Source organism: Nitrobacter sp. MLSD-S21 (assembly GCF_058809865.1).
This window is the reverse complement of record NZ_JBXASZ010000001.1, coordinates 471811-495121: the sequence shown is the minus strand read 5'-3', so window position 1 is coordinate 495121 and position 23311 is coordinate 471811. Positions and strand designations below refer to the sequence as shown.

The window sequence follows — 23311 nt, the reverse complement described above, 5'->3', positions numbered from 1 at the left end:
AAGGCGCCAACTCGCTCGTTCTAAACGAAACAGCTGCCAATCAAGCCCATCACGATCCCCTTCATGATGGCTAAACCACTATCGCATCTCGGTCGGCGCGTGAACGCCGAGAACGGCAAGTCCGGATGCCAGAACAGCGACAACACCCTGAACCAGCGCCAACCGTGCCCTGGTTATTTGTGCATCATTATTGATAATGAAGCGTAAATGAGGCAAATCGCGCCCTTTCGTCCAAAGCGCGTGAAATTCACTTGCAAGATCATACAGGTAGAATGCGATCCGGTGCGGTTCGTGTGCCACCGCGGCCGCTTCGACGGTTCGCGGGTAGAGCGCGAGCCGCCGCAGCAATCCGAGTTCCGCCGGATCGGACAGCCGTTCCATAGCCGCCGCCCCGAGGAAATCCCTCCGCGCCGCATCTGTTTCAGGAAGGTCCGGGAACACTTCCCGCGCGTTGCGGAAGATCGAGAACCCGCGGGCGTGGCCGTACTGTACGTAGAACACCGGGTTGTCCTTCGACTGCTCGATGACTTTGGCAAGATCGAAATCCAACACCGCGTCATTCTTGCGGAATAGCATCATGAAGCGGACGGCGTCGGAGCCGACTTCATCGACCACTTCGCGCAACGTCACGAAATCCCCGGCGCGCTTCGACATCTTCACCGGCTCGCCGTTGCGCAACAGCTTGACGAGCTGCACGATCTTGACGTCGAGCGTCGCCTTGCCTGCGGTAACGGCTTTGATCGCTGCCTGAACGCGCTTGATGTAACCGCCGTGATCGGCTCCCCAGACATCGACCATGTTGAGGAAGCCGCGGTCGAATTTCGTCTTGTGATAGGCGATATCGGAGGCGAAGTAGGTGTAACCGCCATCCGATTTTTTCAGCGGACGATCGACATCGTCGCCGTAGGCTGTGGCGCGGAACAGAGTTTGCTCGCGATCCTCGTAGTCCTCTACCGGAGCGCCCTTCGGCGGCGGCAATCGACCCTCATAGACGTCGCCCTTCTGTCGCAGAAAATCGATGGTGGCGGCGACTCGGTCCATACCGCCCTCAATCAGCGAGCGCTCCGAGAAGAACATCTCGTGGCGGATGTTCAGCGCGTCGAGATCGCCCCTGATCATCTCCATCATCATGGCGATCGCGATGGCGCGCACGATGGGAAGCCATTCGGCTTCCGGCGCCCTCAACAACTTGTCGCCGTGCTCGTCGGCAAGCGCCTGCCCGACTGGCTTCAGATAGTCGCCGGGGTAAAGCCCTTCCGGAATTTCGCCGATGTTTTCGCCGAGTGCCTCGCGATAGCGCAGGAATGCCGAGCGCGCGAGCACGTCGACCTGCGCGCCCGCATCGTTGATGTAGTATTCGCGCGTGACGTCATAGCCGGCGAATGACAAAAGGCTCGCCAGCGCGTCGCCAAACACCGCGCCGCGGCAATGTCCGACATGCATGGGGCCGGTTGGATTGGCGGAGACGTATTCGACATTGACCTTTTCGCCCGCGCCGGCCGCGCTGCGGCCATAGCCCTCGCCTTCGCGCAGCAGGTCGCGCAGTACATTAGACCAGACCTGCAACTTCAGGGTCAAATTGATGAAACCGGGACCAGCAATCTCGGCGTTTTCGACCAAGTCGTCAGCGCGCAGTTTTGTCACGATCCGTTCGGCAAGATCGCGCGGCTTGGTCTTGGCGTCCTTCGCCAGAACCATGGCAGCGTTGGTCGCCATGTCACCATGGGCGGCATCTTTCGGCGGCTCAACCACGATCCGCGACAGATCAAGCCCGGCCGGCAGCGCTTCGTCTTCCACGAGCGCGGCGCACGCCTTAAGCACGCGCGCAAGCACATCCGCGAAAAGATGCTGCGATGGACTGGAATTGGTCATGATTTCTGCGATTTGAGTGGACCTGGAATACGCGCCGCCTAACGCAATTCCGGAGTCGAGTCAAAAAGACGCCTGTGCTCGTTGATAGCGAACCGGTCGGTCATCCCGGCGATGAAATTGCCAACCCTGCGCGCTTTTTCGGCATCGAATTCGCGGTTGTTGCCATTCTCCGGCAGCCATTCGGCAGGCAGCGCCGCCGGATCGTCGCGGTAGCGTACAAACAGGTCCCGAACAATAGTCTCGGCCTGGTCCATCACCCGCACGACGCGGAGATGGCGATACATCCGTTGTTTGAGAAACGCCTTGATCCGAGTCTCGGCCTCTGCCACCTCCGTCGGAAAGGCAAGCAGCGGCGCAGAGTGCCGCCGCACGTCATCGACCAACCGCGGCTGCGCAACGGCAAGCCGCGTGCCCGCCTCGGACAAAACGGCCATGATCAGATAGGAGATCAGCTCACGCACCAATTCGGCGCCGCGCCGGCCATGATCCAGCGTCGGATGACGGCGTGTGATATCGGCGATTATTCCGTCAGTTAACGGCATTTCCTTAAGATCATCGACAGCGAACAAGCCGGCGCGCAAGCCATCGTCGATGTCATGGGTGTTATAGGCGATGTCGTCGGCAATGGCCGCAACCTGCGCCTCGAGCGAGGCGAAGCTCCATAGCTCCAGATCGCAGGTCCGGTTGAAATCGACGATACCCAGTGGAACGCCGCGACACTGATAACGTCCAATGGCGTTCCCCGCGGCATCCGTCAGCGGACCGTTGTGCTTGACGATCCCCTCTAGCGTTTCCCAGGTGAGGTTAAGGCCATCGAAATCCGGGTAGCGGTGTTCCAAAAGGGTTACGATCCGCAGCGTCTGCGCGTTGTGGTCGAAACCGCCATACGGACCGAGACAGAGGTCCAGCGCCCGTTCGCCGGCGTGGCCGAACGGCGGATGGCCGAGATCATGCGCCAGCGCCAGCGCTTCCGTCAGATCCTCATCGAGCCCGAGCTGCCGGGCCAGCGCGCGGGCGATCTGCGCCACCTCGAGGGTATGGGTGAGCCGGGTCCGGAAGTGATCGCCCTCATGATAGACGAATACCTGGGTCTTGTGTTTCAGCCGCCGGAACGCCGTCGAATGGATCACCCGGTCGCAATCGCGCCGGAACGCGCTGCGGGTCCGGCTCGGCGGCTCGTCATACAACCGACCGCGGCTGCGGTCGGGCTCGCTGGCAAAAGGCGCGCGGGGAGCTGCCATTCCGACTGCCACGGCACTTGCCCCCTTCCGATCGTTTGATTCTGTCGTCCGGGCACTTAACTATGGCTTGCGGGTAATTCAAAATATTGGACAATATCCGCCATCTCATACGGAGTCGCAGGATGACAGAAACCAACATCACCGTCAGCGAGCGCGCGGCGCGGCGGATCGGGGAAATCCTGAAATCCGAGGGTAACGGCGCCATGTTGCGCATCAGCGTCGAAGGCGGCGGCTGCTCGGGCTTTCAATACAAATTCGACATCGAACGGGCCAAAGCGGACGATGATCTGGTGATCGCGCGAGATTCCGCAGTGGTGCTCGTCGATCCAGCCTCCGTCCCGTTCCTGAGCGGGTCCGAAGTCGATTTCGTTGACGATCTTATCGGAGCGTCGTTCCGCGTGGTCAATCCGAACGCCACCGCGTCCTGCGGCTGCGGCACCAGCTTTTCGATCTAGGCTTTCATGTCATGCGCGGGTTTAACCCGCTCCTCCGCCGAAAGAAGACCTTTGCGCGGGATTGCCCGATCATGTCGGTCATCGCACGCGGGACCGTCTCATGCGCATAGCCACCTGGAACGTCAATTCGGTCCGGCAGCGCCTGGATCACCTGCTCGCCTGGCTGCGGGAGACCGCGCCCGATGTCGTCTGTCTCCAGGAAATCAAATGCGTTGATGAACAATTCCCGCGCGAAGCCATTGAGGCGCTCGGCTACAATGTGGTGACGCACGGTCAGAAGACTTTTAATGGCGTGGCGCTGCTATCGAAGTTCCCGTTCGACGAAACCCGGCCCCGGCTGGCCGGCGATGACGACGACGTACAGTCGCGATTCCTTGAAGGCGTTGTCTCACTCAAACAAGGGGTCGTCCGGATCGCCTGTCTCTATTTGCCCAATGGAAATCCGCCGAACACCGATAAATATCCTTACAAACTCAAGTGGATATCCCGACTTATTGAGTATTCAAAAGAGCAGCTGAAAAGCGAAGAATCCTTCGTACTTGCGGGCGATTTTAACGTCATCCCTACAGCGGGTGACGTGTACAACCCTTCCGCATGGGTCGATGATGCCTTGTTTCGCCCGCAAACACGGCAAGCGTTTCAGACGTTGCTCGGGCTGGGCCTGACCGACGCGTTACGAGCGGTGTCGGATGCCGCGGGGGAATATACCTTCTGGGATTATCAGGCCGGCGCCTGGCAGAAGAACAACGGATTGCGGATCGATCATCTGTTGCTGTCGCCGCAGGCCAGTGACCGGCTCAGCGGAGTAGGAATCGATCGTCATGTCCGCGGCTGGGAGAAGGCGTCGGACCATGTTCCCGTCTGGATCGATCTGGAGCTGGACCCCGCCGGACAGCCTTAGCGACGCAGTCTTCTTGTTTTCGAGATTTCAGAGCTATACGGCGGACCGCTACCGCACTTCCGCGCTAGTCCCGCCGTCCCTGCACCCAGTGCTCCAGCATCTGCAGCGCCATGGCGCGGTCGTCTTCCGAAGCCTTCGCGATCGCCTTATTGTAACTCTCGGTGATCCAGGTCTCGTCCGGCTGAGCGGCATCGCGTGCCAGCGTCAGCCACATCAGCCCGCGCGCAGCCTGCCGGGGTAACTGATCGCCGACAAACAGCATCTTGCCGAGCATCGCCTGCGCCTGATGCTGGCCCTTTTGCGCCGCAAGACCTAGCCAACGAGCGCCGTACTTGACATCGTGAGGAGCTCCGACCCCTTTCAGATAAAGCCGCGCCAGATCGTATTGCGCATCGGCATTGCCGAAGTAGGAGGCCGCATAGGAAAACATCTCTCGCGCGCGCTCGGCGTCGCGCTTGATGGTCGAGTTAGGAATCCCCTGTAGGTAATAGCGTCCAAGCGCAACAAACGCATTGGCCACAACGGGGGCCTGCGGTGCCGAAGGGCTGTCCTCGGCATGCGCATTGGCAATACGGCTGAAGTACTGGAAAGCGCGTAGATCATCCTGGGTGACGCCATCGCCGTTGGCGTACATACGCCCCAGCCGCCACTGGGCAATCGGGTGCCCACCCTCGGCCGCATACTGCAGGGCTGTCAACGACGCGCTCGGGGCCACCGCCTTTTTCAGCGTCTCCCCACCAGCGAGGGGCGCAGAGGCTACGGGAAGCGCCGCGGCGGCATCCTGCTGTCCGGCCACGGTTCCATCGAAGGCAAAGGCCGACGCGCTCACGCACGCCACGCTCCACGCCAACGCAAAAGCTGTGCTCCTAGCCATCCGCATAACGCAACTTCTCGAACATCCCGCCCGAATAGGTCAGGGTACCACTAAACATTTGTCCAAACTGCCGAGCGTATTTTGTGCGCTCGCCGGATGTAGGATTAGTCGCGCCGATCCGCCATTCGGTCTCGCGGTCAAGGCATCGGGCACAAATCAAATTTACGTCAGAAGGCCGGCCGACCGCCGTTACGATCCGCGTGTCGCCAACAACGATCGCGAGCCCGGCAGGGTTAAGAGAAACGATCCATCGCGCGCCATACGAACCCGAACGGCCGGGCACGCGCGTCTGACCTTCCGCGAGGTGACGGTTCGACAGCCTGCCCTTGATGCCCGCCTCGACGTCCATCGCGAACCCACTCCTCCCAGCGGCCATTTTTTCTGAAGACGCTTCCGGGACGTCCGAGCCACCAAAAGCGCCAGCCTTTTAGCCGACGGGTAAATTCTTCACGAAGGGGTGTGGCTAAATAGCGGCGTCTGCAAGAGCCACCTGTTTGTAGGGTTAAATGACCGGCTGGTGTTGCGACCTGGCAACAACGATATCGCGGGGCAACATGCTCTGTTGCTCTGCGATATGTACCCTCAATCAATAACTCGCGCGGATTCTGACCGAGCAATGTCCAGTTTTGCGGTAGTCCGAGCAGGCTAAATCCGAGCCTGCGCGGTTGCTGTCCAAACCCGCTATTGCTCTTACATGTTCAGCACGCGCCCGTAGGCGTCGAGGACCGCTTCCTTCATCATTTCCGAGAGCGTCGGATGCGGGAAGATGGTGTGCATCAATTCCTGCTCGGTCGTCTCCAGGTTCATCGCAACCACGTAACCCTGGATCAGTTCGGTGACTTCCGCGCCGACCATGTGCGCGCCGAGCAATTGCCCAGTCATCTTGTCGAAGATGACCTTCACCAGCCCCTGATCCTCGCCCAGCGCGATGGCCTTGCCGTTGCCTGCGAACGGGAAGCGGCCGACACGGATGTCCTTGCCCGCCTCCTTGGCCTTGGCTTCGGTCAGGCCGACAGACGCGATTTGCGGGTGACAATAAGTGCAACCCGGGATCAGCAGCTTGTCCATTGGGTGCGTTTTCAGCCCCTTGATGGTTTCGATGCAGATGACCCCCTCATGCTCGGCCTTATGCGCCAACATCGGCGGTCCCGCGACATCGCCGATCGCGTAAATGCCAGGTACGTTGGTTCTGCCATGGCCGTCGATCACGATGCAGCCACGATCAGTTTTCACGCCGAGCTTTTCCAATCCGAGATTTTCGATATTGCCGACCACGCCGACCGCCGAAATCACCCGCTCGAACTCGGCGGTAACCGGCTTGCCATCGCCTGCGTCAATGGTGGCGACGACGCTGTCCGCCTTCCTGTCGAGCTTGGTCACCTTGGCACCGGTCATGATCTTGATGCCCTGCTTCTCGAACTGCTTGCGGGCAAGGCCGGCGATCTCGGCATCCTCCACGGGGAGGATCTGCGGCAGCACCTCAACAACTGTGACCTCGGCCCCCATGGTGCGGAAGAATGAGGCGAATTCGATGCCGATCGCGCCGGAGCCGACGACGAGCAGGGACTTGGGCACGCGATCGGGCACCATCGCCTCGAAATAGGTCCAGACCAGCTTCTGGTCGCCTTCCAGCCCCGGCAGCACGCGCGGCCGCGCCCCGGTCGCGACGATGATGTGCTTGGCCTGATAGCTGCCCGCACCCAGCACGCCCTTCGGCGCATCGGCGCTGCCCGCCTTCACCGTGATCCTTCCGGGCGCATCGATGGATGCATCGCCCCAGATCACGGTGATCTTGTTCTTCTTCATCAGGAAGCCGACGCCTTCGTTGAGGCGCTTGGACACGCCGCGTGAGCGCTGCACGACGGCCTTCGGATCGTAGCTCACATTCTCCGCCGACAGGCCGTAATCCTTGGCATGCTGCATGTAATGATAGATTTCCGCCGAGCGCAGCAGCGCCTTGGTCGGAATGCAGCCCCAGTTCAGGCAGATGCCGCCGAGATGTTGCTTCTCGACGATTGCTGTCTTGAATCCAAGCTGGGCGGCACGGATCGCGGTGACGTAACCGCCCGGACCGGAGCCAATGATGACGATGTCGAAGGAGGTATCAGGCATGGCTTCTGCTTTCTGTCCTCAATTCGTGGCGTCTACCAGCTCGACCCGCCGGTTCAGCGCACGACCTTCTTCGGTGCGGTTGGTCGCCATCGGGGAGGCCATCCCGACTCCAAGTGGAGTCAGACGCGCCGCGACGACGCCATAGTCGCGGCTAAGGGTCTCAACAATGGATCGTGCGCGGCGATACGACAGGTCGCGGTTGTAGTCGAGCGCTCCCTTGGAATCGGTATGCCCGACAATCAGCACTTTCATATTGGGCTGCTCATTTAAGAGCTTGGCGATCTCTTCGATCTGCGGTTTCGAATCGGAACGCATGGTGTCTTTGTCGAAGTCGAACAGGATGCCGTGAACCGCGACACGTCCCTGTGCCATGATATCACGCTGCATGGCGGACGAGTCCACCACCACCATCCGTTCCTCCATTGGCTTGACTTCGGTGATTTCGAGAAGCGCCAGTGCACGGTCCTTGAGCGGTCCACCACCCGAGCGGTGCATGATGACATAGAGCGAGGCATAGACGTCGCCTTCGGCCCGCTTGAGTCGCGCGGCAATGTAGCGCTGGTCGGCCTGCTGGTCTCCGAACAGCATGTAGAGCGGGTCGCCGGCGATAGCGAGGCTGAAGTTTCGCCCGCCGCATGCCTCGCGCTCGCAAGTGAAGAGCGTCTCGAAGCCGGCTTTCTTGATCGCCTGCTCGTAGTTGCGGAACACCTCCAATGCCGCGCGGCCTTCCGGCATCTTGTAGGAGATCTGCGTGAACTTACCCTCCAGCGGGGTCACGGAATTTGGATTCCTATCCTTTCCGCCGTGATCTCTAACGGGCGCGGTCACAAGCTTGTAATCAGTAAACGCTTCCTGCTTGTACCGGGTGATCTCCGAGCCGTCATAACGCGGCAGCAACGGATGATCCTTGCCGCCCTTGATGTCCGCTGCTTGCACGGACGCCGCGACCAGAACCACACCAAGAGACATCAGGAAGGTCCGCATCTTTTTTCCTTCACAGGATTTAGTCTGACTTATAGCCTGCACGTCTTTTACCAAGCGCAGACCGCACGATTCGCGCCAGTCCCGTCATCGGCTCTGCGGCGGGCGACGCGGCGACATAACCGCCGGGCCCAGAACCGATGATGATGACGTTGAAGGACGTATCAGTTATTTCCTGGTAGTTATTTGTTCAATTGCGGCGTCGGCGACGACTGTCTTGGCTATTTTCACAAGCCGCGCTGTCCAGACCTTTCCGTAGCCGGTCTTAAATCCCTTGCCGTTCCAAACACGCGCAATATCGTCAGCCGACACAAAGTTGCATTTCCTCGCCAACGCAAGTTCTGTTCGAAGTCTACTTAAGTATATCGTCCAACCCGACGTTTTCATCCCGAGTTCAAGTCTGTCGCTGCTACTAACTTCGTAACGACGAAGAGCGGCCTTTTCCTTCTCCATAGTCTCAATCTGTCTCATGACTCTGTTTGCGAGCGCCGTAGAATCTCGCTCACCAATTGGCTGACGCGCTCTTCTTTTATTGCGCATATCACACCATCATCATCACGGGGTTTTCGATCAGTGTCTTGAACGCGCCGATCAGCTCCGCGCCGAGCGCGCCGTCCACCGCGCGGTGATCACAGGACAGCGTTACGCTCATGATGTGCGCGGCCTCGATCTTGCCGCCCCGCACGACTGCGCGCTCCTCGCTGGCGCCGACCGCGAGGATGGTGGCGTGCGGCGGGTTGATGACGGCGGTGAAATCCTTGATGCCGTACATGCCGAGATTCGAGACCGCCGTGGTGCCGCCCTGATATTCCTCGGGCTTGAGCTTTCGCGCCCGCGCCCGCGCGGCGAAGTCCTTCATTTCGGACGAGATCGCAGAGAGCGATTTTGCTTCCGCCTTGCGGATAATCGGCGTGATCAAGCCGCCCGGCATCGCAACCGCGACTCCGACATCGGAATGCTTGTGTTTAAGCATACCACCTTCCGTCCAGCTGACGTTGGCATTCGGCACGCGCTGCAACGCCACCGCCATCGCCTTGATGACGAAGTCGTTGACCGAGAGCTTGTAGAGCGGCTTCTTCTCCTTGTCCTTCGGCGCCGACGCGTTGATGTCCTCGCGCGCGGACAGCAGCCGTCCGATGTCGCAGTCCATCGTCAGATAGAAGTGCGGAACGTTCTGGATCGAAGCGGTCAGGCGCTGCGCGATCGTGCGGCGCATGTTGTCATGCGGGACGAGTTCGTAGGAGCCGTCCTCGAACAGCGACAGAATTTGCTTGTCCGACATCGAAGGCGCGATCGAAGGCGCACCTGCTGGTGTGGTCGCCGACGCCTTCAAGCCTTTGCCGGATTTCGCCTGCTCCACGTCGCGGGCGACGACACGTCCATGCGGGCCGCTGCCTTCAATGCGCGCCAGGTCGATGCCGGCTTCGCTTGCGAGCCGCCGCGCCAACGGCGAGGAGAAGATGCGGGCGTGACCGTTCGCTCGCCGCGCCGCTTGAGTTTCTGACGATGCAGGCTTAGGCGCGGGCGCACTGGAGGAAAGGTCGGCGATTCGAGTTGCACCTCCGCTAACAGCTTTCGTGTATGCTTTGGATTCTGCTTTTGCTTCGGCCTTCGGCTCGCTTTTCGAAGACGCGCCGCCGCCGGCGGCAGCCTTCACGTCCTCGCCGTCACTGGCGAGCACCGCGATCACGTTGTTGACTGGCACATCCTGCGTACCTTCCGGCACCAGGATTTTCGCGATGGTGCCCTCATCCACCGCCTCGACTTCCATGGTCGCCTTGTCGGTCTCGATCTCGGCAATGACGTCGCCAGACCTGACCTTGTCGCCCTCCTTCTTGAGCCACTTGGCGAGGTTGCCCTTTTCCATCGTCGGCGACAGCGCGGGCATCAGAATGTTAATCGGCATGACTGACCCCGCTCACCGATAACAGACGGCCTTGGCCGCCGCGACGACTTCGGCCACCGACGGCAGCGCCAGCTTTTCGAGGTTGGCCGCATACGGCATCGGCACGTCCCTGCCCGAAACGCGCGTCACCGGCGCATCGAGATAATCGAATGCGTGCTCCATGATGCGCGCGGCGATCTCGGCGCCGACGCCAGATTGCTGCCAGCCCTCCTCCACGGTCACCGCGCGGCCGGTCTTCCGCACCGATGCCACGATTGTTTCGGTGTCCATCGGGCGCAGCGTACGCAAGTCGACGACTTCGGCCTCGATGCCCTCCTTGGCGAGTTCATCCGCGGCCTTCAATGCGTAGGTCATACCGTTCGACCACGAGACCAGCGTAACGTGCTGACCGGCACGCGCGATCCGCGCCTTGCCGATCGGCAGCACATAGTCGTCGAGTTTCGGCACCGGACCGGTGTGTCCATATAAGATTTCATTTTCGAGGAAAATCACCGGATTAGGATCGCGGATCGCGGCTTTCAAAAGTCCTTTGTAGTCGGCGGCGGAATACGGCGCGACCACCTTGAGGCCCGGGATTTGCGAGTACCACGCCGAATAGTCCTGACTGTGCTGGGCCGCGACGCGCGACGCGGCGCCGTTGGGGCCGCGGAACACGATTCCGCAGCCCATCTGTCCGCCGGACATGTAAAGCGTCTTGGCAGCCGAATTGATGATCTGGTCGATCGCCTGCATGGCGAAGTTGAAGGTCATGAACTCGACAATCGGCCTCAATCCCGCCATCGCAGCGCCGACGCCGACGCCGGCAAAACCGTGCTCCGTGATCGGCGCGTCGATCACCCGCCGCGCGCCGAATTCCTGCAAGAGACCCTGCGACACCTTGTAGGCACCTTGATATTCGGCGACCTCTTCCCCCAACAAAAAGACGTTGTCGTCGCGGCGCATCTCCTCGGCCATGGCGTCGCGTAGCGCCTCGCGGATGGTCATGGTCACCATCTCGGTGCCGGCAGGAATGTCAGGATCCTCTGGAGTCTCCATCGCCGGTCCGGCAGGCCGTTGCGGATCCGAGATCATCGGCTTGCCCTCGCCAACCGGCGAACGTGATTCCGCAACTTCCTTCGAAGCGTCCTGGACGGAATCGGCCGATGTTTTTGAAGCCTTCGCTTCGATCTTGCCCAGATCGGCCGCGCTCTCGCCATCGGCAAGAATGGTTGCGATCGGCGTGTTTACCGCCACGTCCGCGGTTCCTTCGGGAACGAGTATCTTGCCAAGCGTGCCCTCGTCGGTCGCCTCGACTTCCATGGTCGCCTTGTCGGTCTCGATCTCCGCGATGACGTCGCCAGACTTGATCGTCTCGCCCTCCCTCTTCAGCCACTTAGCGAGGTTGCCTTTCTCCATGGTCGGAGAAAGCGCGGGCATCAGAACTTGGATTGGCATGATCGCTCCGAAAAAGGCTTGCGCGCTCAGCGATAAATATCGGTGTAAAGCTCGGACGCGTCGGGCTCTGGATCGTTTTGCGCGAAGTCCGCGGCCGTATTGACTATCTCGCGCGCGTCCGCGTCGATCTTCTTCAGATCGTCCTCAGGTAGCTTGGCCGCCAGCAGCCGGTTGCGGACCTGTTCGATCGGATCCTGATCGTGTCGAACCTTGTCGACCTCCTCGCGCGTACGGTACTTCGCCGGATCCGACATCGAGTGACCGCGATAACGGTAGGTCTGCATTTCCAGAATGTAGGGACCGTTACCCTCGCGGCACCATTTCACGGCCTTGTCGCCTGCCGCTTTTACGGCCCGAACATCCATACCGTCGACCTGTTCGCCGGGAATGTTGAAGGACACCCCGCGCCGGGAAAAATCCGTCTGCGCCGACGAGCGCGTCACGGACGTGCCCATTGCGTACCGGTTGTTTTCGATGATGTAGACCACCGGGAGTTTCCAGAGCTGCGCCATATTGAAGCTCTCGTAGACCTGGCCCTGATTGGCCGCCCCATCCCCAAAATAAGTGAGACTGACGCGATCGTTGCCGCGATAACGGTTGGCGAAGGCGAGGCCAGTTCCGAGCGACACCTGCGCGCCGACGATGCCGTGGCCGCCGTAGAAACGCTTCTCCTTGCTGAACATGTGCATGGAGCCGCCCTTGCCCTTGGAATAGCCGCCGCGCCGCCCGGTCAGTTCGGCCATCACACCCTTGGCGTCCATGCCGCAGGCCAGCATGTGCCCATGATCGCGATAGCCCGTTATGACCTGATCGCCCTCCTCGAGCGACATCTGCATTCCGACGACGATCGCCTCCTGGCCGATGTAAAGATGACAAAAGCCGCCGATCGCACCCATTCCGTAGAGCTGACCGGCTTTTTCCTCAAAACGGCGGATCAGCAGCATTTCGCGTAACGCGTGAAGGTCTTGCTCGCGCGTGAACGAGGGGGGTGGCTGGCTAGTCGAGCCGTTGCCTACCACCTGCGTGACGCTCTTCTTGGATGCGACCATGGCAATTCCGGATGCGAGAAAGGATCACCCTCTCTAGCCCAAGTCAGGCAACCTTGAAAGCGCGTGATCTTACCGATGTTTGATACGCCACGAAATTCCGTGACCGAAAATCAGCGGTTTTTGAAATTAGACAAAAGCCTTTTGCGAAAAGGATAGAATACCGCGAGCAATGCGCTCCCAACGGCGTTCCTATTTCTGACGGATGATCTGAATCAGATCGCGCGGATTGGCGTAGTCGAGCTGATAACGGACGCGCTCATCGAGCATGTCGGGGTCGATTCCGCTTGACCTTAAAAGCGCGACCCGCTTCTCGCCCTCTGCGCGCTCCGCCTTCAGCCGCTCCAGTTCGGACGTCAGCGCAACGATCTCCTGATCTAGCTCCTGCCGCGCATTCAGCCCGTACTTGCCGATATAGGCGTTAACGCCGAAATAGCCGACGATCATTGCCGCCATCGCATAGAGAGCAAGGCCGGTGAGCAGCGATATGAGTCGTGAGCGCGAAACCATGGCTCGACGATGCGGTCGTCCGGTTAATGCTTCGCTAACAACCAAGGGGCACCCAAGTTGCTATTTTCTATACCGAGCTACCCAGGTGTCGAAAGCGTTGACATAGGCTGCGAGGAACTCGCGCAGTGACGCCTTGACGAGATCTCCCTTCTCATCGAACGCATCACCAATGCCGCCGATATAGGCTTCCGGCTGCTGCAAAACCGGAACGTTGAGAAAAACCAGCGACTGGCGCAGATGATGATTGGCGCCGAAACCGCCGATAGCACCCGGCGAATTGCTGATAACCCCGCCCGGCTTGCCGTTGAAAACGCTCTGCCCATAGGGACGAGATCCGACGTCGATGGCATTTTTCAACACGCCGGGAACGGACCGATTGTATTCGGGCGTCACGAACAGGACAGCGTCAGTTTTCCTGACGCGATCACGAAAACTCACCCAATCAGCCGGCGGCGTCGCTTCCAGATCCTGATTGTAGAAAGACAATCCATTCAGCGTGATGACGTCAAGCTGAAGCGAAGACGGCGCGAGGGTCGTCAAAGCCTTGGCGATTTTCAGCGAAAATGACTCTTTGCGAAGGCTGCCGACGATAACGGCGGTGCTGGATTGGGATGCCATCGAAAATCCTATGGTTGTGCGGCACTCACGCCGGCTGGATTACAACCTGACGACGCGGAGAAGCTGCGGGGCGCAGTCTCTTGCGAGAGACTTAATCATCAAAGAACTTGGCCGGGCCTTCGACCTCCGGTCAATACACGCCGGGAATGATACGGTGTGTTTGCTGCATGTAGCGGCGATAGTCTTCCCCGAACATCTCGATCATCATTCGCTCCTCGAAGCGCACACGCGCGAAAAACAGTACCGCCACAGCGACGATGCCGCTAAAGGCGGCGACGACGTTCGGCAGCAAGCAGGCCTGCGCGATCGCCCACAGCCAGAACGACGCATACATCGGATGACGGATCGTCCGGTACACACCGGTGCGAACAACCCTATGCCCCTCACGCACCTCGAGCGAGGCCGACCATTGCCGACCGAGATCCTTGTGTGACCGGCGGAACAGCCAAAGCGAGAAGGCAAACAATACGCCGCCGAGCACAACGAGACCATAACCCGGATCGTAGGCGCAAGCGCGCGGCCATCCCGTCGCGAGATTGACCATCGGAATGGCAAACAGTCCGACAAAAGACGCCGCCAGAAGCGCGCGCTCTCGCCAGGTACCATCGCGCCGCAACGTCGCAGTGCCCCGCGCCCGCCGGGCGTAGGGATAGCGGATGATAAACCAGGCGACGAGGCCGATAAGCCATATCGTCTGCCCTAGAGCGATCGAAGACATCAGCCGCCGCCGCGCTTACGCAGCGCCGACGGCGGCGCCCGCCAGCCTGGTCGTGGCCGCGGTCACCTCGGATGACGCGCGCTTCAGAAGCGAGCCGTCCTCTCCGAAACGGTCGACACCGCCGCGCGGCGCCGTGATCTCGTCGAACGACAGCGGACCGCAGACGATGAGGCAATGGTCGTAGTTGGCGCGCACGCTGTTTCCCATCAAGAACTTGTAGTGCAACACCATGAAGTTGAACCGGTGGCGCCGGAAGCTAGCCTTGTCCATCATGTCGTGCAACTGCACGCGCCGGATGTTCGGACGTCCGTCGGAGCGCTCGCGGCTGACGCGCTTCAATGTCACCGGATCGAAGCGATAGAAACTGATGGCGTCATCGCGGGCATGATATTCGGTCCAGCGGATTCGGCGCTCGTCGGCGACGGTTTGCGTGGCCTCACGAATGCACCCACCGTGCGAATGCAGTGAGAATTTCGGAATCGTGGCGCCGACGGTCAAGATGCACAGCGAAGGACTGCACCGGGCAAATTCAGGATCGCGCTTGAGCGCTCGCGCGACCGAATCCATGACGAGCGCGGCACCGAGGCAATGGCCGACGATGACGATCTCATCGACGTCGGCGTTGCGAACCCGGTCGAGGATTCGCCCCGCAAACTGATCGATCCGGGCATCCATGCGCGGCCGCCGACCGTAGACGAACTCTCGCGAGAAGATCCAATCGTCGAACACATGATTGATCGGCCATCGCCAGCCTAATAGGTGCAGCAAACCTGCCGTCACGCCCACGGTCACCGCTGCAGTCAGCAGGACTGCTGCAAACCCGGTCACACCCGCTAGTCGAACCAGGCCGTATCCGATGCCCGCGCCGCACGCGGCGAACCCTGCAACATACAGATACGGAAACAGAAAGAAGCCGGCGTATTTCCAGCTTGCATACATGAAACGAAACAGTGTGCCGGTCACAATGAAATCAGCCAGCGTGACGAGGCTCTGCCCGAGGCGCGACCACATGCCTCGCGTGTGATCCTCAAGGATCAAGTCGTCCCATCGCAACATTTCATAGGACGTACGCGTGTTCCAGTTGGGTCCGGACGCCTCGATTACCCAAGACGCGCTAACCGGCGTCGCCTCGATCGCGCTTACGATTTCGGCCCTCACGCCCCACGTGCGTTGAAACACCGACAGTGATCGTTCACAGCGACGATGCTGCTGCTCCGGCGAAATCGGATCGTATCCGCCAATATGAAAGACATGCCGCCGTGCGATCATCCCGCCACTTCCGTAGTCGTCGTCTTTTCAAGCCAAGCAGAGCGACGCAAATTTTCGGGCTGCGAACACGATACCCAACTTCGACCTCGAATACTTCCCTGGAAACACTCCATCTGTGGCGTTTCAATCACAACACACAAGATTTCTAGCAACACACAATTGACGAGAGAATGCGAAGGCGAAATATAGAGTCTTCAAGCGATTCAAAATGGAACTTATTGATGGCTACTGATTGTCCGTCTGCTCGCCGCGGCCTGCGTGCCGGAATCGGAGGTCTTATCCTGTTTGCGCTAGGCGGATTCATGGCGAATTCAGCCCTCGCGCAAACTGTAGCGCCACACAGGCCAGGTCATGTTTATCTTATGCGGGGCCTGTTCAACGTATTTTCGCTAGGCATGGACGAACTGGCCGCGAAGCTTCAGAGAGCGGGCGTGAAGGCCGAAGCCGTGTCCTACACGTCCTGGTCCTCGCTTGCCGACAGCATTACCGCTAATTTTCGTGCCGGAAACCGTGAACCGATCATCCTGATGGGCCATTCCTACGGCGCGGATACGACGATCTCACTGGCACGCAAGCTCAACGAGCGCAGAATTCCGGTCGCGCTGATCGTAAACTTCGATCCGACGGCGCCGGACCGGGTTCCACCTAATGTCCGACGGATCATTAATTTCTACGTGCCCACCGCCTGGGGGCGCCCGGTCGAGGCAAGCAAGCAATTCCATGGTAGCCTGTCTAACCTCAACGAAGGCGGGCAATACAGCCATTTTGACGTCGACAAGGGTGAAGCCCTCCACCGCAAGGCGATCGCTGCCGTGCTTCAGGCCGTCGGCCGGGGCACATATCGCGTCAAGCGACCTGCCAAGCGCGATCATGTCTCCGAAGCCCCAGTGCAGTAAGCGGAGCAACCTCTTCGCCGTTTCAAGCGGCGAGATGCTGCGCGAGTCCTCGTTCTGAAGGAAATCCTGCGTCCGCCGCTGCTTCCGCCTGGTAGTCGCGCTATGCCAACGCCTTCAGCGTCGCACGGCCCGCGTACCTCGCCTGCGAGCCAAGTTGCTGCTCGATGCGAAGTAGCTGATTGTATTTAGCGGCACGATCCGAACGCGACAGCGATCCGGTCTTGATCTGTCCGCAATTGGTGGCGACCGCGAGGTCAGCGATGGTGGAGTCTTCGGTCTCCCCCGAGCGGTGCGACATCACGGCGGTGTAGCCGGCCTTGTACGCCATCTCGACAGCGGCAAGCGTCTCGGTCAACGTGCCGATCTGGTTGACCTTAATGAGAATGGAATTGGCACGCCCATTTCGAATGCCGTCGGCGAGCCGGGTCACGTTGGTAACGAACAGGTCGTCGCCGACAAGTTGGCACGTCTTGCCGATCATGTCGGTGATGATCTTCCAGCCCTCGAAATCGTCCTCGGCCATACCGTCCTCGATTGAGACGATTGGATAGTCAGAGGCCAGCTTGGCGAGATATTTTGCCTGTTCCTCGATCGAACGGGTCTTGCCCTCGCCTCCGTAAACATACTTGCCGTCCTTGAAGAATTCAGTCGAAGCCGGATCGAGCGCCAGCGCCACGTCATCGCCCGGCCTGTACCCAGCCTTGACGATCGCACCCATGATGAAATCGAGCGCCGCACCGGCCGATGGCAGGTCCGGTGCAAAACCACCCTCGTCGCCGACGTTGGTGTTGTGACCGGCCTTCTTCAGCTCGGCTCTCAATGTGTGAAAGATTTCGGCACCGCAGCGCAGCGCGTCCGAGAACGTTTTGGCGCCGACCGGCATGATCATGAATTCCTGAAAGTCGATCGGATTATCGGCGTGCACACCGCCGTTGACGATATTCATCATCGGCACCGGAAGCGTTCGCGCCGTGACGCCGCCGACATAGCGGTACAGCGGTATGTCCAAAGAGTCCGCCGCTGCCCTGGCGAGCGCCAGCGACACGCCGAGAATCGCGTTGGCGCCGAGTCGCCCCTTGTTCGCGGTCCCATCAAGCTCGATCAGAATCTCGTCGATCTGCACCTGCTGCTCGGCATCCATGCCCCCGATCGCATCGAAAATCTCGCCATTCACGGCGTCGACCGCTTTCCTTACGCCCTTGCCGTTATAGCGGCTCTTGTCGTCGTCACGCAGTTCGACCGCCTCATAAGCGCCGGTAGACGCGCCGGACGGCACCGCAGCCCGGCCCATCGCCCCATCTTCGAGCACCACATCGACCTCGACGGTCGGATTGCCGCGGCTGTCGAGAATTTCGCGGCCGATGATGTCGACGATGGCAGTCATAAGAACCTCTTGAATCACTAGATTTTGCGCTGCTTCTACAGCAATGCTTGGGGGGGGGAAAGGCTGTGAATCGTGACGCCCTCGTGACGAGCCCGTCAGGATTGGCTATCAGCAGAGATTCGCGAAAAGATCATGCGCGAATAAATCTATTTGCAGCGTAATCGATGCAAAACCGGCTCCACTTCTGTTGCTCCCGCTTTGACAGAGACGATCATGCCAGGAAAGCTCCTCTCTTCGCCAAAATCGTCTCCTTTGCAACTCGGCCGCGCCGTGGCGTGGCCTGATTCTCCGGAGAAGGCAAAACTCGACCGTGTGCCCAATCCCCAGAGGGGCACCAATTATGTCGCGCGGTTCACGGTGCCGGAGTTTACCGCGCTGTGCCCGGTCACCGGTCAGCCGGATTTTGCGCATTTGGTAATCGATTATGTGCCGGGGTCCTGGCTGCTGGAGTCGAAATCGCTCAAGCTCTATCTCGCGAGTTTTCGCAATCACGGGGCCTTCCACGAAGACTGCACGGTGGCAATCGGCAAGCGCATCGTCAGCGCGGTCAGGCCGAAATGGCTGCGTATCGGCGGCTACTGGTTTCCGCGCGGCGGCATTCCCATCGACGTATTCTGGCAGACAGGCACGGCGCCGAAGGGCGTCTGGATTCCCGATCAGGCCGTCCCGTCCTACCGAGGCCGAGGTTGAGCGGACAGAGGTTCTTTAACGCGCGCGTGAGGCGGCCCTCCCGGTCAGTAGCCCCGCACAAGCCAACCCGAGAATTGCGATGACGACGGCGTTCGCGGCAAGCGTGGGAAATTTTCCGGCCCAGGAAAGGCTCACTCCATAGACGATCGGACCGGCAGTCTGCCCCATGTAAAAGAAGAACGAATGCAGCGACAATGCCGTCGCCCGCGCCTGCTCGGATAATTCGCTGGCGAACACCTGCAGGCAGCCATGCAGCATGTAGAAGCCCCAGCCCATCAGGATGAAGCTGAGCATCTGGATATGCCAGTCCGGACCGAAGGCTACCGCGACAAGTTGCACCGCCACCATCATTGCGCCTGATATCATCAAGCCGCGTACGCCGAGCAGCGACAGGAACTGCGATATCGTCATGGTGTAGAACAGGCCGCCGACGGCAAATCCGGCGATGACGATGCCCGCGATCGAAAGCCGGGTTTCACCGAGTTCGAACAGAAACGCCGCGACGTAGGGAAACAGTCCAAGTACGCAGCAGCCTTCGATGAAAACAGCAGAGTAGCAGACCTTGGCGTTGGAATTGCTGAAGATCTGCCGATAGCCTTGTCGCAGATCGGCAAACTTCATCCGCCGCGAGGTTGCGATCGCGTCGCCGCGGTGAAATCCAAACCCAACAGCAATCGAGGCCGCAAAAACCAGCGCTCCGAGCACGACAAGCACACCGCGCCAGCCGACGAGATCGCCAATCACGCCGGAAAACGAGGCGCCCAGCAGGTTGCCTCCCATCGTACCCGCGATGGTCCGGCCGATCGCCACCTGGCGCTGCGGCACCGGCACCAGGTCGCTCGCCATGCCGAGCGCGACCGGGAAAACACCGCCCGATGCTATCCCCGCAAAGACGCGCGTCGCGAACAGCGCGCTGTAGGACGAGCACAATGCGCCGACGACGTTCGAAATGCCGAGCAGCACCAGGCACATCAACATCAGCCGCCCCTTGCCGAAGATATCGGCTGCAGCGCCGATCAGCGGCTGCACGACTGCAAACGAAAATGCGGTGACCGCCGAAAGGCCGGCTGCGGTGGCGACCGTCACCGACAAATCGTCGGCGACATGCGGCAACACCGGGTCCATCGCACGCGTCGACAGGCTCGCCGCGAAGGTGGCCAGAGCAATGATATTGAGGAGCGGCGGCAGTCTGTGCTTTTCGGCCGCTGCCGGGGGCACCGATGTCATTTCGGGTGGGCCGGATCGGTCGCCTTCGCCAGCGCATCAAACGCCATCAGCCTTCGCACCAACGCCTCGAACTCACGCAACGGCACCATGTTGGGGCCGTCCGACGGCGCATGATCGGGATCTGGATGGGTCTCGATGAACACGCCGGCGACGCCGACCGCGACCGCCGCACGCGCCAGCACCGGCACGAATTCGCGCTCACCGCCAGACGAGGTACCCTTGCCGCCCGGCTGCTGCACGGAATGAGTCGCATCGAAGATGATGGGCGCGCCGGTGGTGCGCGCAAGGATTGGCAGCGCGCGCATATCGGACACCAGCGTATTGTAGCCGAACGATGCGCCGCGTTCGGTCACTAGCACGTTGCGGTTGCCGCCGCCGGTGATCTTGGCAACCACGTTCCCCATATCCCATGGCGCCAGAAACTGCCCCTTCTTGACGTTGATGACCTTGCCGGTCGCCGCCGCTGCCAGCAAAAGGTCAGTCTGCCGGCACAGGAATGCAGGTATCTGCAGCACATCGACCGCCTGCGCGACCTCGGCGCATTGGGCTGCCTCGTGGACGTCGGTCAGCACAGGCAATCCGAGCGATGACCGAATCTCTGCGAAAACCGGCAGCGCCTGCTTCAACCCGATCCCCCGCGCGCCCGAAGCGCTGGTGCGGTTGGCCTTGTCGAACGAGGACTTAAAGACAAGGCCGATGTTCAGCCGCGCGGCGATTTCCTTCAGCGCGCCGGCCACTTCGACTGCGTGAGCACGGCTTTCCATCTGGCACGGGCCGGCGATGATCGACAGGGGCTGGTCCTGGCCGAAAGTTACGGAGCCGACGGAGACGACGGGCGCTGCGGAGACGGACTGGTTCAAGGTGAATTCCTTTATCGGCGGACCATGCGGGGCCGCAGCGGCGGGATCAACCCGCATGCGCGGAATGCGAGCGTGCGCGCGAAGCATAGCCCCCTCGGGACCGGTTTGATAAGCTTTGCGGCATTGTCCCGGAGGCCAAATGCGACTGCCCCTTATTGTTTTTACCGTCTCTGCATATGCCTTTATCGGTGCGGCTCAACTGGGACCGGCGCGGAGCCAGACGCCAAACCCAGCATCGCAATCGTCGGGCGTTGTGACCGGCGGAAGTCAGGACGTGATGGTCAACGGCAAACCCGCCGCACGTCAGGGCGACTCTACGACCGGCGGCGCGTTGATCGAGGGATCGTCTAACGTCTTCATCAACGGCAAACCCGCAACGGTGACCGGCGACCGAACCGGATGCGGCGGCTCGGTCACTTCTAGCGGCCATGGCGTATTCATCAACGGCAAGCCGATGGCGCGTCAGGGCGACCGGACATCCGGGTGTGCAAAATAGCTATAGCGTTTTCGAGCGAAGTGGATACCGGTTCGCGTGAAGAAAACGCGTCAAAACAACAATCTAGAGCGTCGCTTCTAATTTGGTCGGAAGCGGAGATGCTCTAGCTACACCAGCCGGCTCTGCACCACCGCTGCCTGGATGAACGAGGCGAATAGCGGGTGCGGCTCGAACGGCCGTGACTTCAGTTCTGGATGGTATTGCACACCGATGAACCAGGGATGATCTTCGTACTCGACGATCTCCGGCAGCACACCGTCAGGCGAGAGGCCCGAGAACAGTAGTCCGTGGTGCTCCAGGCGGTCCTTATAGGCCGTGTTGACTTCGTAGCGATGACGGTGCCGCTCGGAAATCTCCAGCGCCCCGCCGTAGATTCCGGAGACGCGGCTGCCGCGCCTAAGCGCCGCCGGATAGGCGCCAAGCCGCATGGTGCCGCCGAGATCCCCAGCCTTCGCGCGCTTCTCCAATTCGTTGCCACGCAGCCATTCGGTCATCAGTCCGACCAGCGGCTCGCTGGTCGGACCGAATTCGGTCGAGTTAGCGTCTGCAATTCCAACCAGATTGCGGGCCGCCTCGATCACGGCCATCTGCATCCCAAAGCAGATGCCGAAATACGGTACACGCCTTTCGCGAGCGAACCGCGCCGCCTTGATCTTGCCCTCGGCGCCGCGCTGGCCAAAACCTCCCGGCACCAGAATGCCATCGACATGTCCGAGGAAGGGTGCGGCATCTTCGTTTTCGAACACTTCACTCTCGATCCAGTCGAGATTGACTTTCACCTTGTTGGCGATACCGCCATGGGACAGCGCCTCGATCAGCGATTTGTAGGCGTCCTTCATGCCGGTGTACTTGCCGACAATCGCGATTGTCACCGCTCCTTCCGGATTGCGGATGCGCTCGTTGATCTCATGCCAGCCTTGCAGCGCCGGAGGCGCAGCCGGCTCGATTCCAAACGCCGCCAGAACCTCGTCGTCGAAGCCTGCGGCGTGATAGACTTCCGGCACGGCATAGATGTTATCTGCATCGCGCGCCTCGATCACGGCGCTTTCCCGGACATTGCAGAACAATCCGAGCTTCCGGCGCTCTTCCTTGGGGATTTCCCGGTCGGTGCGGCACAGCAGGATATCGGGCTGGATGCCGATGGATCGCAATTCCTTCACCGAATGCTGCGTAGGCTTGGTCTTCAACTCGCCAGCGCTCGGGATAAACGGCAGCAGCGTCAGGTGAACGTAAATCGCAGCACCGCGCGGGAGATCGTTCTTGATCTGCCGGATCGCCTCGAAGAACGGTAGCCCCTCAATGTCACCCACCGTGCCGCCAATCTCGCACAGCACGAAGTCATAGCCATCATTGCCGTCGAGGATGAAATGCTTGATGGCGTTGGTGACATGGGGAACCACTTGGATCGTAGCCCCAAGATAGTCGCCGCGGCGCTCCTTGGTCAGGATGTCCTGATAGATGCGGCCGGTGGTGATGTTGTCCTGCTTGGTCGCGGGGCGCCCGGTAAAGCGCTCGTAATGACCGAGATCGAGATCGGTCTCAGCACCATCGTCAGTCACGAACACTTCGCCGTGCTGGTAGGGCGACATCGTTCCCGGATCGAGGTTGAGGTAGGGGTCGAGCTTGCGAAGGCGAACCTTGTAGCCACGCGCCTGCAACAGCGCGCCGAGCGCTGCCGAAGCCAGACCTTTTCCGAGCGAGGAAACCACGCCGCCGGTGATGAAAATATACCGCGCCATGGGTCTCAACCTTTAAGGCTCCCGAGACGATTCGCCAAAACCAATCCCAGCCGTCAGCCGAAATCGGATCGGCTATGGGTGA

Annotated in this window: 22 protein-coding genes; 5 read left to right on the top strand and 17 right to left on the bottom strand. The window is 60.4% G+C overall.

Annotated features, from left to right (window positions below; translation table 11 throughout):
- Positions 1 to 78: 78 nt before the first annotated feature.
- On the bottom strand, positions 79 to 1872 hold the full coding sequence (argS, locus tag AC1RT6_RS02455; protein ID WP_079446970.1) for an arginine--tRNA ligase: 1794 nt from the start codon (positions 1870 to 1872) through the stop codon (positions 79 to 81).
- A gap of 38 nt (positions 1873 to 1910) precedes the next feature.
- A complete protein-coding gene (locus AC1RT6_RS02450) occupies positions 1911 to 3125 on the bottom strand; it encodes a deoxyguanosinetriphosphate triphosphohydrolase (protein WP_173815978.1) in 1215 nt (404 codons plus the stop codon).
- Between the two features lie 110 nt (positions 3126 to 3235).
- On the opposite strand from AC1RT6_RS02450, the gene erpA reads away from it, so the two are divergent.
- Positions 3236 to 3568 carry an iron-sulfur cluster insertion protein ErpA gene (gene erpA / locus AC1RT6_RS02445; RefSeq protein WP_079446972.1) on the top strand — a complete coding sequence of 111 codons (333 nt, stop codon included), beginning with the start codon at positions 3236 to 3238 and terminating at the stop codon, positions 3566 to 3568.
- Positions 3569 to 3668: 100 nt separating this feature from the next.
- A complete protein-coding gene (gene xth / locus AC1RT6_RS02440; RefSeq protein ID WP_079446973.1) occupies positions 3669 to 4469 on the top strand; it encodes an exodeoxyribonuclease III in 801 nt (266 codons plus the stop codon).
- A gap of 64 nt (positions 4470 to 4533) precedes the next feature.
- Here xth and AC1RT6_RS02435 read toward each other — a convergent pair whose 3' ends face one another.
- The 11 genes from AC1RT6_RS02435 to AC1RT6_RS02385 all read right to left on the bottom strand — a co-directional run bounded on the left by AC1RT6_RS02435 (position 4534) and on the right by AC1RT6_RS02385 (position 15937).
- Positions 4534 to 5349: a tetratricopeptide repeat protein gene (locus AC1RT6_RS02435; protein WP_087881154.1), complete on the bottom strand. Its 816-nt coding sequence runs from the start codon at positions 5347 to 5349 to the stop codon at positions 4534 to 4536.
- The gene (locus tag AC1RT6_RS02430) at positions 5336 to 5692 is read right to left on the bottom strand and encodes a hypothetical protein (RefSeq protein WP_472789989.1); all 357 of its coding nucleotides are present in this window, start codon (positions 5690 to 5692) and stop codon (positions 5336 to 5338) included. The genes AC1RT6_RS02435 and AC1RT6_RS02430 overlap by 14 nt, the downstream gene beginning before the upstream one ends.
- Positions 5693 to 6033: 341 nt before the next feature.
- Positions 6034 to 7455, bottom strand: a complete 1422-nt coding sequence (gene lpdA / locus AC1RT6_RS02425; RefSeq protein ID WP_079446976.1) for a dihydrolipoyl dehydrogenase — start codon at positions 7453 to 7455, stop codon at positions 6034 to 6036.
- Positions 7456 to 7473: 18 nt separating this feature from the next.
- Complete coding sequence (locus tag AC1RT6_RS02420; RefSeq protein WP_079446977.1) at positions 7474 to 8439, bottom strand: OmpA family protein; 966 nt, start codon at positions 8437 to 8439, stop codon at positions 7474 to 7476.
- A 538-nt stretch (positions 8440 to 8977) separates the two neighbouring features.
- Positions 8978 to 10342: a pyruvate dehydrogenase complex dihydrolipoamide acetyltransferase gene (locus tag AC1RT6_RS02415; RefSeq protein ID WP_472789993.1), complete on the bottom strand. Its 1365-nt coding sequence runs from the start codon at positions 10340 to 10342 to the stop codon at positions 8978 to 8980.
- 12 nt (positions 10343 to 10354) lie between these two features.
- Complete coding sequence (locus AC1RT6_RS02410; RefSeq protein ID WP_079446980.1) at positions 10355 to 11776, bottom strand: pyruvate dehydrogenase complex E1 component subunit beta; 1422 nt, start codon at positions 11774 to 11776, stop codon at positions 10355 to 10357.
- A 26-nt stretch (positions 11777 to 11802) separates the two neighbouring features.
- Positions 11803 to 12825, bottom strand: a complete 1023-nt coding sequence (gene pdhA, locus AC1RT6_RS02405) for a pyruvate dehydrogenase (acetyl-transferring) E1 component subunit alpha (protein WP_079446981.1) — start codon at positions 12823 to 12825, stop codon at positions 11803 to 11805.
- A 189-nt stretch (positions 12826 to 13014) separates the two neighbouring features.
- A complete protein-coding gene (locus AC1RT6_RS02400; protein WP_079446982.1) occupies positions 13015 to 13332 on the bottom strand; it encodes an FtsB family cell division protein in 318 nt (105 codons plus the stop codon).
- Positions 13333 to 13392: 60 nt separating this feature from the next.
- Positions 13393 to 13950 carry an NADPH-dependent FMN reductase gene (locus AC1RT6_RS02395; RefSeq protein WP_079446983.1) on the bottom strand — a complete coding sequence of 186 codons (558 nt, stop codon included), beginning with the start codon at positions 13948 to 13950 and terminating at the stop codon, positions 13393 to 13395.
- A gap of 130 nt (positions 13951 to 14080) precedes the next feature.
- Positions 14081 to 14668, bottom strand: coding sequence for a protein-S-isoprenylcysteine O-methyltransferase (locus AC1RT6_RS02390; protein WP_079446984.1), 588 nt, complete (start codon positions 14666 to 14668; stop codon positions 14081 to 14083).
- A gap of 15 nt (positions 14669 to 14683) precedes the next feature.
- Positions 14684 to 15937 carry a hypothetical protein gene (locus AC1RT6_RS02385; RefSeq protein ID WP_079446985.1) on the bottom strand — a complete coding sequence of 418 codons (1254 nt, stop codon included), beginning with the start codon at positions 15935 to 15937 and terminating at the stop codon, positions 14684 to 14686.
- A 302-nt stretch (positions 15938 to 16239) separates the two neighbouring features.
- Between AC1RT6_RS02385 and AC1RT6_RS02380 the strand changes: the two genes are divergently transcribed.
- Positions 16240 to 16833 (top strand): thioesterase domain-containing protein, encoded by a 594-nt coding sequence (locus AC1RT6_RS02380; RefSeq protein WP_309772742.1) that lies wholly within the window; start codon positions 16240 to 16242, stop codon positions 16831 to 16833.
- A gap of 100 nt (positions 16834 to 16933) precedes the next feature.
- On the opposite strand, the gene eno is transcribed toward AC1RT6_RS02380, so the two are convergent.
- On the bottom strand, positions 16934 to 18217 hold the full coding sequence (eno, locus tag AC1RT6_RS02375; RefSeq protein ID WP_079446987.1) for a phosphopyruvate hydratase: 1284 nt from the start codon (positions 18215 to 18217) through the stop codon (positions 16934 to 16936).
- A 213-nt stretch (positions 18218 to 18430) separates the two neighbouring features.
- On the opposite strand from eno, the gene queF reads away from it, so the two are divergent.
- A complete protein-coding gene (gene queF / locus AC1RT6_RS02370; RefSeq protein WP_079446988.1) occupies positions 18431 to 18907 on the top strand; it encodes a preQ(1) synthase in 477 nt (158 codons plus the stop codon).
- Between the two features lie 15 nt (positions 18908 to 18922).
- On the opposite strand, the gene AC1RT6_RS02365 is transcribed toward queF, so the two are convergent.
- Together AC1RT6_RS02365 and kdsA are read right to left on the bottom strand one after the other, a co-directional pair.
- A complete protein-coding gene (locus AC1RT6_RS02365; RefSeq protein WP_079446989.1) occupies positions 18923 to 20134 on the bottom strand; it encodes an MFS transporter in 1212 nt (403 codons plus the stop codon).
- Complete coding sequence (gene kdsA / locus AC1RT6_RS02360) at positions 20131 to 20994, bottom strand: 3-deoxy-8-phosphooctulonate synthase (RefSeq protein ID WP_079447050.1); 864 nt, start codon at positions 20992 to 20994, stop codon at positions 20131 to 20133. The genes AC1RT6_RS02365 and kdsA overlap by 4 nt, the downstream gene beginning before the upstream one ends.
- A gap of 139 nt (positions 20995 to 21133) precedes the next feature.
- Between kdsA and AC1RT6_RS02355 the strand changes: the two genes are divergently transcribed.
- Entirely contained in the window at positions 21134 to 21490 is a 357-nt protein-coding gene (locus AC1RT6_RS02355; protein WP_139372882.1) for a PAAR domain-containing protein, read from the top strand.
- A gap of 107 nt (positions 21491 to 21597) precedes the next feature.
- Here AC1RT6_RS02355 and pyrG read toward each other — a convergent pair whose 3' ends face one another.
- Positions 21598 to 23229, bottom strand: a complete 1632-nt coding sequence (pyrG, locus tag AC1RT6_RS02350; protein WP_079446990.1) for a CTP synthase — start codon at positions 23227 to 23229, stop codon at positions 21598 to 21600.
- Positions 23230 to 23311: the final 82 nt, after the last annotated feature.

What these genes read in the sequence shown, in the direction of transcription:
- AC1RT6_RS02390 (WP_079446984.1), bottom strand. Translation starts at nt 14,668, where the DNA reads ATGTCTTCGATCGCTCTAGGGCAGACGATATGGCTTATCGGCCTCGTC.
- AC1RT6_RS02380 (WP_309772742.1), top strand. Translation starts at nt 16,240, where the DNA reads ATGGCGAATTCAGCCCTCGCGCAAACTGTAGCGCCACACAGGCCAGGT.
- AC1RT6_RS02365 (WP_079446989.1), bottom strand. Translation starts at nt 20,134, where the DNA reads ATGACATCGGTGCCCCCGGCAGCGGCCGAAAAGCACAGACTGCCGCCG.
- AC1RT6_RS02385 (WP_079446985.1), bottom strand. Translation starts at nt 15,937, where the DNA reads ATGATCGCACGGCGGCATGTCTTTCATATTGGCGGATACGATCCGATT.
- AC1RT6_RS02430 (WP_472789989.1), bottom strand. Translation starts at nt 5,692, where the DNA reads ATGGACGTCGAGGCGGGCATCAAGGGCAGGCTGTCGAACCGTCACCTC.
- AC1RT6_RS02410 (WP_079446980.1), bottom strand. Translation starts at nt 11,776, where the DNA reads ATGCCAATCCAAGTTCTGATGCCCGCGCTTTCTCCGACCATGGAGAAA.
- AC1RT6_RS02415 (WP_472789993.1), bottom strand. Translation starts at nt 10,342, where the DNA reads ATGCCGATTAACATTCTGATGCCCGCGCTGTCGCCGACGATGGAAAAG.
- erpA (WP_079446972.1), top strand. Translation starts at nt 3,236, where the DNA reads ATGACAGAAACCAACATCACCGTCAGCGAGCGCGCGGCGCGGCGGATC.
- eno (WP_079446987.1), bottom strand. Translation starts at nt 18,217, where the DNA reads ATGACTGCCATCGTCGACATCATCGGCCGCGAAATTCTCGACAGCCGC.
- AC1RT6_RS02435 (WP_087881154.1), bottom strand. Translation starts at nt 5,349, where the DNA reads ATGCGGATGGCTAGGAGCACAGCTTTTGCGTTGGCGTGGAGCGTGGCG.
- pyrG (WP_079446990.1), bottom strand. Translation starts at nt 23,229, where the DNA reads ATGGCGCGGTATATTTTCATCACCGGCGGCGTGGTTTCCTCGCTCGGA.
- xth (WP_079446973.1), top strand. Translation starts at nt 3,669, where the DNA reads ATGCGCATAGCCACCTGGAACGTCAATTCGGTCCGGCAGCGCCTGGAT.
- AC1RT6_RS02355 (WP_139372882.1), top strand. Translation starts at nt 21,134, where the DNA reads ATGCGACTGCCCCTTATTGTTTTTACCGTCTCTGCATATGCCTTTATC.
- AC1RT6_RS02395 (WP_079446983.1), bottom strand. Translation starts at nt 13,950, where the DNA reads ATGGCATCCCAATCCAGCACCGCCGTTATCGTCGGCAGCCTTCGCAAA.
- lpdA (WP_079446976.1), bottom strand. Translation starts at nt 7,455, where the DNA reads ATGCCTGATACCTCCTTCGACATCGTCATCATTGGCTCCGGTCCGGGC.
- queF (WP_079446988.1), top strand. Translation starts at nt 18,431, where the DNA reads ATGCCAGGAAAGCTCCTCTCTTCGCCAAAATCGTCTCCTTTGCAACTC.
- AC1RT6_RS02420 (WP_079446977.1), bottom strand. Translation starts at nt 8,439, where the DNA reads ATGCGGACCTTCCTGATGTCTCTTGGTGTGGTTCTGGTCGCGGCGTCC.
- argS (WP_079446970.1), bottom strand. Translation starts at nt 1,872, where the DNA reads ATGACCAATTCCAGTCCATCGCAGCATCTTTTCGCGGATGTGCTTGCG.
- pdhA (WP_079446981.1), bottom strand. Translation starts at nt 12,825, where the DNA reads ATGGTCGCATCCAAGAAGAGCGTCACGCAGGTGGTAGGCAACGGCTCG.
- AC1RT6_RS02400 (WP_079446982.1), bottom strand. Translation starts at nt 13,332, where the DNA reads ATGGTTTCGCGCTCACGACTCATATCGCTGCTCACCGGCCTTGCTCTC.